The organism is Sorangium sp. So ce693 (genome assembly GCF_051521375.1).
GTDB lineage: Bacteria > Myxococcota_A > Polyangia > Polyangiales > Polyangiaceae > Sorangium > Sorangium atrum.
In genome coordinates, this window is record NZ_CP150347.1 from 5,189,685 (window position 1) to 5,202,608 (window position 12,924).

Annotated in this window: 9 protein-coding genes; 3 read left to right on the top strand and 6 right to left on the bottom strand. The window is 71.6% G+C overall.

What is annotated here, in order from left to right:
- Window positions 1-16 precede the first annotated feature (16 nt).
- On the top strand, window positions 17-655 hold the full coding sequence (locus WMF14_RS19400) for an HD domain-containing protein (protein ID WP_437804243.1): 639 nt from the start codon (window positions 17-19) through the stop codon (window positions 653-655).
- Between the two features lie 120 nt (window positions 656-775).
- On the opposite strand, the gene WMF14_RS19405 is transcribed toward WMF14_RS19400, so the two are convergent.
- Window positions 776-1,519: a pectate lyase gene (locus tag WMF14_RS19405; RefSeq protein WP_437802921.1), complete on the bottom strand. Its 744-nt coding sequence runs from the start codon at window positions 1,517-1,519 to the stop codon at window positions 776-778.
- Between WMF14_RS19405 and WMF14_RS19410 the strand changes: the two genes are divergently transcribed.
- Window positions 1,500-1,910 carry a hypothetical protein gene (locus WMF14_RS19410; RefSeq protein ID WP_272098865.1) on the top strand — a complete coding sequence of 137 codons (411 nt, stop codon included), beginning with the start codon at window positions 1,500-1,502 and terminating at the stop codon, window positions 1,908-1,910. The two genes, WMF14_RS19405 and WMF14_RS19410, sit on opposite strands and share 20 nt — an antisense overlap.
- Before the next feature lie 658 nt (window positions 1,911-2,568).
- Here the strand turns inward: WMF14_RS19410 and WMF14_RS19415 are convergent.
- Together WMF14_RS19415 and WMF14_RS19420 are read right to left on the bottom strand one after the other, a co-directional pair.
- Window positions 2,569-4,023 (bottom strand): pectate lyase family protein, encoded by a 1,455-nt coding sequence (locus tag WMF14_RS19415; protein WP_437802923.1) that lies wholly within the window; start codon window positions 4,021-4,023, stop codon window positions 2,569-2,571.
- 424 nt (window positions 4,024-4,447) lie between these two features.
- Window positions 4,448-5,242, bottom strand: coding sequence for a hypothetical protein (locus WMF14_RS19420; protein ID WP_437802925.1), 795 nt, complete (start codon window positions 5,240-5,242; stop codon window positions 4,448-4,450).
- A 238-nt stretch (window positions 5,243-5,480) separates the two neighbouring features.
- On the opposite strand from WMF14_RS19420, the gene WMF14_RS19425 reads away from it, so the two are divergent.
- Window positions 5,481-9,866 (top strand): DNA topoisomerase 3, encoded by a 4,386-nt coding sequence (locus tag WMF14_RS19425; RefSeq protein WP_437802927.1) that lies wholly within the window; start codon window positions 5,481-5,483, stop codon window positions 9,864-9,866.
- An 18-nt stretch (window positions 9,867-9,884) separates the two neighbouring features.
- Here the strand turns inward: WMF14_RS19425 and WMF14_RS19430 are convergent, their stop codons facing one another.
- The 3 genes from WMF14_RS19430 to WMF14_RS19440 form a co-directional block, all read right to left on the bottom strand.
- Window positions 9,885-10,013, bottom strand: coding sequence for a hypothetical protein (locus WMF14_RS19430; RefSeq protein ID WP_272098872.1), 129 nt, complete (start codon window positions 10,011-10,013; stop codon window positions 9,885-9,887).
- A gap of 308 nt (window positions 10,014-10,321) precedes the next feature.
- A complete protein-coding gene (locus WMF14_RS19435) occupies window positions 10,322-11,647 on the bottom strand; it encodes an SBBP repeat-containing protein (protein WP_437802929.1) in 1,326 nt (441 codons plus the stop codon).
- Window positions 11,648-12,090: 443 nt separating this feature from the next.
- Entirely contained in the window at window positions 12,091-12,909 is an 819-nt protein-coding gene (locus tag WMF14_RS19440) for an SDR family NAD(P)-dependent oxidoreductase (protein ID WP_437802931.1), read from the bottom strand.
- Window positions 12,910-12,924: the final 15 nt, after the last annotated feature.

A 12,924-nucleotide genomic window follows, 5' to 3' on the forward strand; every position in this document is an offset into this window, starting at 1 on the left:
CGCAGCGGGCGCGGCGATCGAGGCGCGCGCCGGCGGGGATGCGCCGCCGGAGGCCCCGGACGGCCTGGTTTTGCCCGAGCCGCTGTGGGGCGCGGTGCGCGCGGCCTACGGCGAGCCTGGGCGCGCGTACCACGACCTGGCGCACGTGAGCGAGGTGCTCCGCCGGGTGGGCGAGGTCGCCCGCGACCTGGGCTGGCGGAGGCCGCGGGAGGTGTTCCTGGCCGCGCTCTTCCACGACGCCGTGTACGTGCCCGGCCGCCACGACAACGAGGCGCGCAGCGCGGAGCTCGCGCGCGAGGCGGTGGCGCGCTGGCTGCCCGGCGAGGGGCTCGACGAGGGCTTCATCGAGCGGCTCATCCTGCTCACGGCGCGCCACGGGGCCCTCGGGCCGGCGGACGTCGGCGACGAGGAGGCCCTCTTCCTCGATTGCGACATGGCCATCCTGGGCAGCGACGCGGCGGTGTTCGACGCGTACGACCGCGCGATCGCCGCGGAGTACAGCGCCGTGCCGCCCGAGCTCTACGCTGCAGGCCGGCGGCGCTTCTTCGAGAAGCTGCTCGCGGCGGAGCGGATCTTCCTCTCGCCGTACTTCCACGCCCGCCTCGAGGCGAGCGCGCGCGACAACCTGCGCCGGAAGCTCGACGCGGGCGCGTAGCGGCGCTGCGCGGGGGTCGTCGGTGGACGGCGCGGTCGTCACGGGCGCGGCGGTCCGCGCCGGCGGGTTGCGCCGGGGGGCCCGGGGCAGCGACGCCGGCGCGCGCTGCCCCTCGCGCGATCACCAGCTCTTCACGTCGCTCTTGCTCACGCGGCACGTTGCGGTGCCCCACTGGCTCGCGCCGCCGTGGAGCTTCTCGGACTCGCCCATGTGATCGGTGACGGCCTTGTACTCCTGGCAGATCTTCGGCTTGTCGTCGCCCGCGTCATAGCCCCCCTTGACGTAGAGGTTCGTGATCGTGACCGTGTCCCCGTAGTTCTGGTTCGCGCCGGCGACCGTCGTCTTCACGCGGTCCACCCTGACGTTGTCGAGGATCAGGTGCCGCGGGCCGCCGTTCGCGGTGCAGTCGCCGCACGAGCGCCAGAGCTTCCCGAAGTCGGCGATGTACGAGTTCGTGACGATGGTCGTGGAGCCGCCCTTGGCGTTGTGCTGGAAGATCTTGTCGGCCGAGTGCAGCGCGATGGAGCTGTTGATGCGCATCGTCGCCCCGTCGGCGCTGTTGGTCGCGGCGTCCTCGCAGACATCCTCCCAGTAGACGTGATCGAGCGTGCAGTCGCCCTTGCAGACGATGCCGTTGCCGCCGGGGAGGCCGCCGGCGATGATGAGGTTCTTCACGGTGACGCCGTCCTCGACCTCGAACACGGTCTTCTGGCCCTCGCCGTCGTCGCAGTCCTCCGTGTTGTTCACGCCGATCTTCTGGTTGTTGAAGTCGTAGACGTCCTGCCCGCCGTGGGAGGCGTTCTTGAGCACCGTCGTCTGCGTCCTGATCTCGCCGTTGCCGTTCGTGGGCGTCGGGATCTCCATCGGGAGCTCGTCGCCGAGCGGCTCCTCTCCACCCGCGCCGCTGCTCGTGGTGCTCGCGGCCGTGGTGCTGGAGCTCGTGGTCGCGCCGCTCGTGGTGCTGGAGCTGCTCGTGGTGCTGGAGCTGCTCGTGGTCGCGCCGCTCGTGGTGCTGGAGCTGCTCGTGGTCGCGGCGGTGCTGCTGCCGCCGCCGACGCCCGTGCTGCTGGTGCTCCCGCCGGTCGCGGCGGCGCTGCTGCTGCTCGAGCTGCTGCCTCCCTGGCCGTCGTCCGGCGTCGCGGCGTCGTCTGAACAGCCGAGCTGCATGGCTCCGACGGTGCCGAGCACGAACAGCAAAGTGAAAGCGGACTTCATTCCAGATCTCATCTCGTTACCTCTCGTTCCGGCATCATGATGGGCGACCCGCGGCCCGGGAGCGCTTGTACGGCGCTGTCGACTCCTCGACGCAACCCGTCGAGGTGGCAACCAGGAACTCGCGCTTCGCGCCGCTCAGCTGGCTTCTGCGTCGAGCTCGTCGAGGTGAATGCAAGCGGCGATCCAGGGTGCGCGGCAGGACATCGAGCATCGCGCGGAGGCACGCTGGGGTGGGCGTGTCAACAGGCGGTCGACACCGGTTGACGATCGGGTTGACGCGCGGGTGCTCCGCGCCGCTGAGCTCCGGGGGAGGGCGCGCATTGGGCGGGGGCGAGCCCACGATCGGCGTCCAGAGCCCGCCGAGCGCAGCGCCCGGCAGGCTGTGCCCAAGATCGGGTCGTCCTTGCAGCCGAAGATGACCTTGACCGAGCCGGCGCCGCTGCTCGCCACCTGCTCCCACGCGGCGCCGTACAGCTTGATCGTCATCGTGTCTGGCCCCGTGTAGTTCCATCCACCCGTGCCTGTGGTGTCTTGCATGATCGATTGTTCCCCGACGAACCCCCTGATGCTCTCAACATGATGCCTCCTGTAATCTGAATCCTGGCGACGTCATCGCGAGCCCCGCTCCCGGGCCTGCGCTCGATCCACGAACGGCGGCCACGAGCTGCGGGGCTCGGCGACGGCGCGGGCGACGGTTGCTATTCGAGCTCGTCGGCGAGGCGATCGAGCCAGCCCTCGATGTCCTCGGTCGGCGCGTCGAGCGGTCGCGAGGTCGGCGCTGCCGCCGGGTAGCCCCCTACCTCGTCTTGGCTGTTCACGAACATTCCGTCGCCGGACAGGACGTCTTCGACGATGCGCAGATCGACCTCGTCGCGGTCTCTGGGCCTCGCGCCCGCGTGCGCGAGCACCGCGTCGAGGACCGACGCTGCGGGGAGCGCCACGAGGCCGTCGGGCCACGCGGGCTTCTCGGTGAGGACGATGATGTCCGGGGAGGCGATGGGCGCCGCTGCGCCGAGGGCGTCCACGGCGATGTTGTCCTCGAGGTAGGCGGATCCCAGCGAGTTGGTGCCGATCATGGGGAGGCCCGGCAAGGTGTTGGCGCCGTGCCGCATGTAGTTGCCGACGATGCTGACCCTCGGTGGCTCCGGCGTGACGCCCGAGCTCTCCCACTCCTTGAGGACGGGGCCGAGGCGCATCGCCCATTTGCCGGGGTTGTAGACGACGTTGTTCACGATCGCCCCGGTCGCGAACCCCTTGTACCAGGGGTTTCGTTCGTTGTTGTTGGCGTAGAGGTTGCCGACGACGGTGACGTCGGTGCAGTGGTCGTGCACGAGGGTGCCCATGGAATGAGAGCCCTTCTCGTGGATGGATTCGAGGAGCCCTTCGGCGATGATGTTGTTGCTGAGGGTGACGCGGCGCGAGGTGCCGTCGGGACCGTCGAAGCGGGGGCCCGAGACGGACAGGTTCTCGTCGACGCCCCACGCCACGGAGCAATGGTCGATCACGATGTTGTACGCCGAGGCGCCGTCCGTCGTGACGTCGGGCTCGAACCCCGACGCCGGCGCAGCCCCGGCGTCGCCCATCCGGAAGCGGAGGTGCTGGATCCGCACGTCGTGCGTGCGGATCTTCATCCCGCCGCGGATCAGCGTGACGCCCGGCGAGGGCGCTGTCTGGCCGGCGATCGTGACGAACGGCTCGGTGATGTCGAGGCGTGTCTTGTTCAGGTCGATGATCCCGCCGACCTCGAACACGATCGTGCGCGGCCCCCGCGTCTCGATCGCCTCGCGCAACGATCCCGGGCCGTCGGCGTCGAGGTTCGTCACCTTGAGGATCGTACCCACGCCATCGACGGGCCCCGAGCCGCCGGCGCCGCCCGCCGAGCCGGTGGTGGCGGAGCCGCCGGTGCCGCCCGCGGAGCCGGTGGTGGCGGAGCCGCCGGCATCTGCGCCGCCTCCCGGCGCGCCGCCGGCTCCGGTCTGGGCGCCTGCAGTCGCGCCGCCGTGGCCGCCCGCGCCCGGAGTGGTACCTCCGGCGCCGCCCTGTCCGGCCGCTTCATCGCCTGGGCCAGGCGAGCTCGCTGCGCGGGAGCAACCGGCCAGGAACGTGCAACCCGTGCAACCGAGGAGGACGAACGAGAGGACGGCGGCCTTCATGAGATGATTCCTTTCGAATCGAGAGAACTCGCGTGGGCGCTGAAGGCGCCGCGCTCCCGCGGGCGACAACGGCGTATGGCGCGGCTCACCGTCGTTGCGCTGGATGCACGCACGAGGCGACTCGAGCCCAGCCCGTCGCGCAGTCCGGGTCGCGCGTGAGGTGGCGGCCGCCGAACCAGGCCGGCGCCGCGCCTCCTCCGCGCGCCGCGAGACCAGCAACGACAATGCCATTTGCCCGGACCCGCCTGCCGACGGCTCACGTGTGTGGCTGGGGGCTGCGCAGCGCTCGTGGCGTGGACATCCTCATCGCGGCGCGTCGTGGCGCCGCGACGTCAACCACGGGTTGACGTGCTTGACAGCAAGGACGGCTCCCGTGTCAACCGCGTGTTGACCGGCAGCCGTCTGCCGCGAGCTCCGCCGGCGCTCAGCCCTTCCAGCCGGGCGGCGGCTTGGCGAAGCCGGTCTCGGCGGGGAAGGGGCTTGCGGTCTCGCGCTGGTGCAGCCCGTCCACCTCGATGCCGAGCGCCCTCAGCCCGTCGCGCTGCTCGTAGCGGATCACCAGCACGGCGGCGGGCTTGGGTGTCGCCCGGGTGAACTGCGTCGACGTGATGCGCGACTCGCGCCGCTCGCCGAAGGTCGTGCCGAGTCCCTTCGGCGCCGCGGGGGCCGGCGCGGCGCCCGGCGCGGGGGCTGGCGGCGGAGCAGCAGGCGCGGGCGCGGGCGGTCCAAACCCCGGAGCCGGCGGCGGCAGTCCACCGCCCTGCGGCCCGCCGAACGCCGGCGGGGGCGGCGCGAAGGGCGGCGGGGGTGGCGGCGGCGGGGGCGCGAATTCCTCGAACACCGCCAGGCCGATGACACCCACGTTGCGGGGCTTGCCGATCTGCGCGGCGTACGACTGCTCGATGCTCCCGAACCGGAACGTCGCGACCTCGGTGTGGCTGATGCGGAACCCGGTGAAATCGAACGACTCGTGCGCCCTGATCACCAGGCCGCGGGCGTCGAACGACGCGTCCTTGCCGCTCTGCACGTCGAGGCCGTCGACCGTGGGCACCACCTCGACGCGCGCGCCCGTCAGGTTCCGCACGCGCAGCACATAGCGCTGGCCCGACCGCCCCTCGACATAGGTCGTCTCTCGATGGACAAACTCCCGCGTCGGCGTGAGCGCGCCGCCCTCCTCGACGAGCAGCTCCACCTCGACGATCCCCTTCAGGTCTCGCATCTCGATGCCCCTCTCCTGAGCCGTCGCGCGCCCTCGCGCGGCGGCGAGCGTCCAGACACTACGTGAACCCGCTCGGCGCCAGCGTGTCAAGGCGCCGGGCGGGCGCGGGCCTCGCTGCCCGCTCGCTTCCCCATACCGCCCGCCCGCGGCTCGCGCTATCAACGCACCTGCGCGAGGCGCGGGCGACGCCCGCCGCTCGCAGTCCTCGCATGTTTCGCCTGTTTCGCATGGTCGCCGCATGATCGCCGTGGTCGCAGAGAAGCCCGCCGTCGCCCGCGACATCGCCGCGGTGCTCGGGGCCTCGAAGCGCGCCGAGGGCTTCCTCGAGGGCGGCGGCTACGTCGTCACGTGGGCAATCGGGCACCTCGTCGCCATCGCCGAGCCGCACCAGATCGACCCCGCCTGGAAGCGCTGGCGCCTCGACCTCCTCCCGATGCTTCCCGGCCAGTTCCCGCTCGTCGTCCTGCCCGGGACGCGGGCCCAGTTCGAGATCGTCCGGAAGGTCCTGGGCCGGCGCGACGTCGACCGCGTCGTCTGCGCCACGGACGCCGGCCGCGAGGGCGAGCTCATCTTCCGGTACCTCTACGAGGCGGCCGGGTGCAAGAAGCCGGTCGAGCGGCTCTGGATCTCGTCCCTCACGCCCGACGCCATCCGCGACGGGCTCCGGCGGCTACGGGACGCGCGCGGCTACGACGGCCTCGCCGACGCGGCGCGCGGGCGTAGCCGGGCCGACTGGCTCGTCGGCATGAACCTCTCGCGCGCCTACAGCCTGGTCTTCGACCAGGATCTCTCGGTCGGCCGTGTGCAGACGCCGACGCTGTCCATGGTCGTCGAGCGCGAGCTCGCGATCCGGCGGTTCGTCCCCGAGCCGTACCTCGAGGTCGTCGCGACCTTCTGCCCGCTCCGGGAGGACGGCTCGGGCGCGGCCGACGAGTCCTACAAGGGCACGTATTTCAACGACAAACCGCTCGCAGGCGAGCCGCCGGCCGCCGGCGGGCCGCCGAACGCCGGCGAGCGGCCCGAGACCGCGCCGTCGCGGAGGCGCCTGCCGCCGGACGGCGAGGAGGCGCGGCGCATCATCGAGCGGGCCCGGCGCGGCGAGGCGCGCATCGAGGCGGTCCGATCGGAGTCTCGCCGCCTCCCGCCGCCGCTGCTCTACGACCTGACCGAGCTCCAGCGGCACGCCAACCGCCTTTACGGCTTCTCCGCGCAGAAGACGCTGGAGGTGGCCCAGGCGCTGTACGAGCGCAGGAAGCTCATCAGCTATCCGCGCACCGACAGCCGGCACCTCTCGACGGACGTCGCGGCCACGCTCGGCGCGGTGGTGCAGGCGATCGAGGGCTCGTATCGGGGGATGCTCGCCCCGGGGACGGGGGCTCGGCCGCTCGGCAAGCGCTTCGTCGACGACGGCAAGGTCGGGGATCACCACGCCATCATCCCCACGGGGGCTCGTTCCTCGCGCGCGGAGCTCTCGACCGACGAGCAGAAGATCTTCGATCTCATCTGCCGGCGCCTCCTCTCGGCGTGGCACGAGGATCACGTCACCTCGATCACCACCGTCATCACCGCGATCACCACGCGCGGCGGCGCGGGCGCGCGCGGCGGCGAGCCGATCGTGGACCGCTACCACAGCGCGGGCAGCGTCGTGGAGAAGGTCGGGTGGAAGGTGCTCGACATCGGCTTCGGCAAGCCTCCTGCGAGGCCCAGCAAGAAGGCGGAATCGGACGGTGATGGGCCCGACGCGCGCGACGGGGGAGCGGGCGAGGGCGAGCGCGAGACCGCGGATCAGCGGCTCCCGCCTGGCCTCGCGAAAGGGCAGGTGCAGCTCGTGCTGGACGCGGAGGCGCAGGCCAAGAAGACGCGCCCGCCGCCGCGCTTCACCGAGGCCACGCTGCTCACCGCCATGGAGACCGCGGGCAGCAGCCTCGAAGAGAAGGAGCTCTCCGAGGCGATGAAGGACTCGGGCCTCGGCACGCCGGCCACGCGGGCCGCGATCATCGAGACGCTCCTCCGGCGCGAGTACATCGTGCGCAAGGGCAAGCTGCTGCACGCGACCGACAAGGGCGTCGGGCTGATCGAGGTCGTCCACGCGGACGTGAAGAGCCCCGCGATGACGGGCGCCTGGGAGGCGAAGCTCGCCCGCATGGCCCGGGGCAAGGGCGATCTGCCGTCGTTCATGGCGGACATCGAGTCGTACGTGCGCCACGTGGTCGCGGAGGTGAGCGGGGGGCGGCGCGCAGCAGGGGACGGTGCGCTTTCCCCGGAGGTCGGGGCATCGCCGTTCCAGGAGCGCGGCGAGGCGCGGTCGCGCGAGAAGAGGGGCGGCACCGCGGCCGCTGCGCCGGGGACCGGTCGAGGCCGCGAGGCGACGCCTCGCCGTGCTCCGGGCAGCAGCGCAGGGGTCGGGCTGGGCGATGCATCGCCTGGCGCGCTGCAGGCGGTCGCGGCGGCTGCAGCATCGGCGCCGGCTCGGGCGCAGGCGCGGTCGCGCGCGGCGGCGGCGCCGTCGTCAGCGCGACCTGCGGCGGCCGGGGCGACGGCGCGCCGTGCGGCGGTAGCGCCGTCGCCCGCGCGACCTGTGGCAGCGACGTCGCCGCCGGCGCGCCCCGCCGCGATAGCGCCGTCGCCCGCGCGACCCGCGGCGGTAGCATCGATGCCCGCGCGACCTGTGGCAGCGACGTCGCCGCCGGCGCGCCCCGCCGCGGTAGCGCCGTCGCCCGCGCGCGCGGCGGCCGTCGGGTCCTCCCCGGCGCGTGGGGTGGGCGCCGCGTCCTCGCCGGCGGTCGCCTCGTCGCCCGCGCGCCGGCCGGAGGATCTCGTCGAGCTGCTCCACCAATGCTTCGGCTTCAGCGCCTTCCGCCCCTACCAGGAGGCCGTCTGCCGGACCGCAGCCGCGGGGAGCGACGTGCTGCTCGTCATGCCCACGGGCGCCGGCAAATCGCTCTGTTACCAGCTCCCCGGCATCGCCCGAGGCGGCACGACGCTCGTCGTGAGCCCGCTCATCGCGCTCATGGAGGATCAGGCCTCGAAGCTCCGGGCGTGCGGCTTCGCCGCCGAGCGGATCCACTCCGGCCGGAGCCGGGCCGAGTCGCGGCAGGCCTGCATCGATTACCTCGAAGGCGCGCTCGATTTCCTCTTCATCGCCCCCGAGCGGCTCCGCGTGCCCGGGTTCCCCGAGATGCTCGCCCGCCGGAAGCCCGTGCTGGTCGCCGTCGACGAGGCCCATTGCATCTCGAAATGGGGCCACGACTTCCGCCCTGATTACCGGATGCTGGGTCAGCGGCTCCCGGCGCTCCGTCCGGCGCCTGTCATCGCGCTGACCGCCACCGCCACGCCGGTCGTGCAGGACGACATCGTCGAGCAGCTCGGCCTCGCGTCCGCGGCGCGGTTCATCCACGGCTTCAGGCGGAGCAACCTGGGTATCGAGATCCTCGAGGTCAGCCCGGGAGAGCGCCTGAACCGGGTGCGCGCGCTGCTCGGCCAGGAGGGCCGGACGCCGGCCATCGTCTATGCGCCGACGCGGAAGGAGGCCGAGGCGCTCGCCGCCGGCCTCTCGGAAGATCTCCCGGCCGAGGCGTACCACGCGGGCCTCGCCGCCCCGGTGCGCGACCGGATCCAGGCGGCCTTTCTGGACGGCAGCACCGAGATCATCGTCGCCACGATCGCCTTCGGCATGGGCATCGACAAGCCCGATGTCCGCACGGTCGTCCACGCCGGGCTGCCCGGGAGCGTCGAGGGCTATTACCAGGAGATCGGCCGGGCTGGCCGCGACGGGCTCCCCTCGCGGGCCGTGCTGATGCACTCGTATGTCGACCGGCGAATGCACGAGTTCTTCCACGAGCGCGACTACCCTGATCCGGCGGTGCTCCAGCGGATCGAAGAGGTCCTGTCGGACGAGCCCCGCCCGAAGGAGGCGATCCTGGGCGATCTCGACATGGATCCCGAGGTGGCGGACAAGGCCCTCGAGAAGCTCTGGATCCACGGCGGCGCGCGCGTGGATCCGGACGGCGGTGTCGCCCTGGGCGAGCCGGGGTGGCGCGGGCCTTACGAGGCGCAGCGGCGTCACAAGCTCGCCGAGCTCGTGCAGATGGCGCGGTTCACCGAGGGCCACGGCTGCCGCATGCTCCACCTGGTCCGCCATTTCGGCGACCAGGAGGACACGGGCGAGCCCTGCGGCCTCTGCGACGTCTGCGCGCCTGCCGCCTGCGCCGCGCGGGAGTTCCGGGCGCCGAGCCGCGACGAGGCGCAGGCGATCGCGAAGATCCTGGCGGCCCTTCGCGAGAGCGAGCAGCCGACAGGCCGGCTCTACCGCGAGGCGTTCGCCGACGGCTCGCTCGAGCGGCGCGACTTCGAGCACCTCCTCGGCGGGCTCGTGCGGGCGGGCCTCGTCTGCGTGCGCGAGGACTCCTTCGAGAAGGCGGGCGAGCTCATCACGTACCAGCGCGCGTCGCTCACGTCGCGCGGCCTCCTCGGCGGGCCGCGCGGCGCGAGCGACATCTTGGGCGACGTCCCGCTCGCGAAGCTCCCGCCGAAGGTGAAGAAGCGGCAGAGCGCGAAGTCCTCGGACGCGCGGAGGGCGTTCTTCGCCCGCAAGGCGCAGCGGAAGAAGGGGCGGGCGCGCTGAGCGGCGCGCGGGCGGCGCTCAGCGGAAGACGCCGAAGTGGCCGAGCACCCACCAGAGCAGGACGAAGATGAGGATGGTGCTGAAGCACCCGCCGCCGAGCTTCTTCGCGCCGTAGCCTGCCGCGATCCCACGCAGAATCTTGCTCATCGAATGACCTCCGGCCCCGTGTCGGGGTGTTCGATGAGCGAAGCAATGTGGGTGCCATCTCGGACGGCCAAGGGAAGGCGAGACCTGCTTGCGGGGACCGATGGTCCCACGCGACAACGCGGGTGCCATTTCGGTTGGCCGAGGGGAGGCGGGGATCTGCGCTCAGGAGGCCGATGGCCCCGCCTGATAGGGAGCGGGCATCTCGGCGCGCGCGCCACAGTGGGGCGTTTCGCCACGCGAAGGCCTCGGTCCATGCGGAGATCCGCCCGCCGGGGCGGTCGCTTGCTACCGGCCCAGCTTGGCGCTTGTTACCGGCCCAGCTTGGCGATGACGAGGCGCTGCTTGTAACCGTCGCTGGTTCCGGGAAGGGGGCCTGTGCCAAGGTCGGCGTCCACCGCTTTGGTCCAGCCCGCAAAGAGCGTTTCACCGGCGGGGGAGCTGGCGACGGCTGTCACGTTGGTCTGCGCGGGCAGAAGGCGACGCCATACGAGCTCGGCTTCGCGCGTCAGCTTGACGATGAAGCCTGGGTTGTCGTTCACCACGAGCGGGTTGCCCCCGAGATCGAGCTGTTTCTCGGCGGATCCACGGACGATGAGATTGCCAAGCTGGTCCACGACGACTCCAGATGCCGTTTGAGCGCCGGCGCCGTGGAATGCGCGCACCCAGCCAACCGCGCCATCTGCCTCGAGTTGCACCAGGAAGGCATCTCCGCGATCTGCTTCGGTCAGAGTGAAATTCTGCACGCGTAGCTCGCCGGAAAAGGCTCCCACCACAACGGAACGCCCCGACGCATCCACAGTGAGGCCAGAGGCGGACACCAGGCCCGATCCATCGAGCTTCGTGACCCAACCGATCCTCCCGCTCGGCGTCAGCTTCATGACGAAATGCCTCTTTTCGAGAGAGAGCGGGCTACCCGTGCCGAAGTCGATCTCCCCGTCGGAGCTCCCAGCTACGAAGATATTCCCCGATGCATCGACCGCAACGGCGCTGGTGGTCTCAGATCCCGTGTCGCCAAACCTTCGTGTCCAACAGCCCGGCTTGGTCACGAGGCCCGTTGCACCGTCGAGCTTCGCCACGATGATGTCCGCGCCGCCGGCAGGCTCGATCGCACCGCTGCCGAAGTCGATTGGAAAGTAGAAATGTCCCCCCACGACGATGTCATCATCTGGAGCGATCGCGACCGCGGTGAACCTGCTGCTCCCTCCCAGGCCCTTGCTCCAGATGTGCTCACCCGACGTGTCGAACTGGGCGACGAACGCCCCCGCTCGCAGCGGACCGTCGCCGAGGTCGAGGGCCCCGCTGTTCGTCTCGCCGACCACAACCAGGTTTCCATGGGAGTCGACGGCGAGACCCCACGGGTTGTCCGCGCTGATGTCCCCGAACTGCTTGGCCCACAGGAGCTCTCCGGCAGGGCTCAGCTTGAGGAGCAGCACGTCAGTGCTATCGGCCGACGAGAAGGTCTCCTCGCCGATGATGATCGTCTTGAAGAAGGCGGCGCTGACGAATACGTTCCCCTCGGCATCGCTCGCGATGCCCATGGGGTAGACGTCGCCGGTCTGCTCGTACCCTGTCACCCACACGATGCACTCGAGGCCGTCGCAGTTCTCGTCATCCGCGGCATCGCAGCGCTCCACCGCGGGGACGACCTCGCCCTCACAGGCGCCCCAGGTCCGGTCGGCGCCGCAGGTACGCGTTCCTTCTCGGCACGCGCCCCTGTTCCTGGTGCCCAGTGGGCCGGCGTAGCACACCTCCGAAGCGTCCGGCGTGCACGTGGGCGCCTCCTCCTCAGCGCCTCCCGCGCCGCCGGCGCCCATGGGGTCAGCACCCCCCAGACCGCCGGCACCCGTGCCGCCCGGCGCCCGGTCGGAGAACTCGTCGAGACCGAGGAGCTGCGCGCACCCGCTGGCGCACAGGCTCAGACCGAGGAGGGAAGCGAGCGCGTAAGGTCGTGCTTGTCGTTGCATGGGCTTGTGCGCGCCCGGAAGCCGCAAGGCGAGATTCCCGACGCTAGCGCGGAGGATATCACACTGACGCGGCGCGCAGGAGCATGGTTTCGATCGTCGCCGGGCGCTCGTCACTAGCCTCGGACGCCTCGCGCCCGAGCGCCATAGCCGAGGACCGAGAGCCCTATTCGTGCCGAGAGCCGGCGTAGCGCCGCGCGAGGGAGGACGCGCGAGAGCTGGGCCGTTGCCTTGCTCAATGCGGTCGGGACGGCGACCACGTTACCACGCTCGGCCGCCGCGATGGCGTACGCCGCGCAGCCCTCGGCCGTGAGCTCGAACGGCAGCTTTCTGCGCGGCACGCCGGGCGCGCCTACGTCGAAGATCTCCGTGGTCACCGGCCCTGGGCACAGCGCCGTCACCGTGACGCCGGTCCCCTCGAGCTCCACGGCAAGGCTCTCCGAGAGCGACAGCACGAACGCCTTGGTCGCTCCATACACCGCATGTCCCGGGGTCGGCTGGAACGCGGCGAGCGACGCGACGTTGAGCACGCGCCCTCCGCCGCGGGACACCAGGTCGGGGACGATCGCCGCGCAGAGCGCGACGACGGTCTCGCAGTTGAGCCGCACAAGCATCGCCAGCGCCGCCGGGTCGCCCTCCAGAAAGGGCCCGAGCCGCGTCGTTCCTGCGTTGTTGACCAGCCAGGCCGCGCCACCCAGCTCGCGCGCCCGATCCCGCACGCGGAGGGCTGCGCCCTCGGTGGTGACGTCGAGCTCGAGCGGGTGGATCGGCGCGTGCCCGGCGGCGCCTGCCTGAGCGGAGAGCTCCTTCAGCCGGTGCGCCCGCCGGCCGATGGCGAGCACCGGCTGCCCGCGCGCCGAGAGCTGCCGTGCGATCTCCGCGCCGATGCCGGACGAGGCGCCTGTAACGATGGCGAGGCCCGAGGTAGTCGTCATGAAGCGATCCTTTAG

What these genes read in the sequence shown, in the direction of transcription:
- WMF14_RS19405 (WP_437802921.1), bottom strand. Translation starts at nt 1,519, where the DNA reads ATGGAGATCCCGACGCCCACGAACGGCAACGGCGAGATCAGGACGCAG.
- WMF14_RS19420 (WP_437802925.1), bottom strand. Translation starts at nt 5,242, where the DNA reads ATGCGAGACCTGAAGGGGATCGTCGAGGTGGAGCTGCTCGTCGAGGAG.
- WMF14_RS19440 (WP_437802931.1), bottom strand. Translation starts at nt 12,909, where the DNA reads ATGACGACTACCTCGGGCCTCGCCATCGTTACAGGCGCCTCGTCCGGC.
- WMF14_RS19425 (WP_437802927.1), top strand. Translation starts at nt 5,481, where the DNA reads ATGATCGCCGTGGTCGCAGAGAAGCCCGCCGTCGCCCGCGACATCGCC.
- WMF14_RS19415 (WP_437802923.1), bottom strand. Translation starts at nt 4,023, where the DNA reads ATGAAGGCCGCCGTCCTCTCGTTCGTCCTCCTCGGTTGCACGGGTTGC.
- WMF14_RS19430 (WP_272098872.1), bottom strand. Translation starts at nt 10,013, where the DNA reads ATGAGCAAGATTCTGCGTGGGATCGCGGCAGGCTACGGCGCGAAGAAG.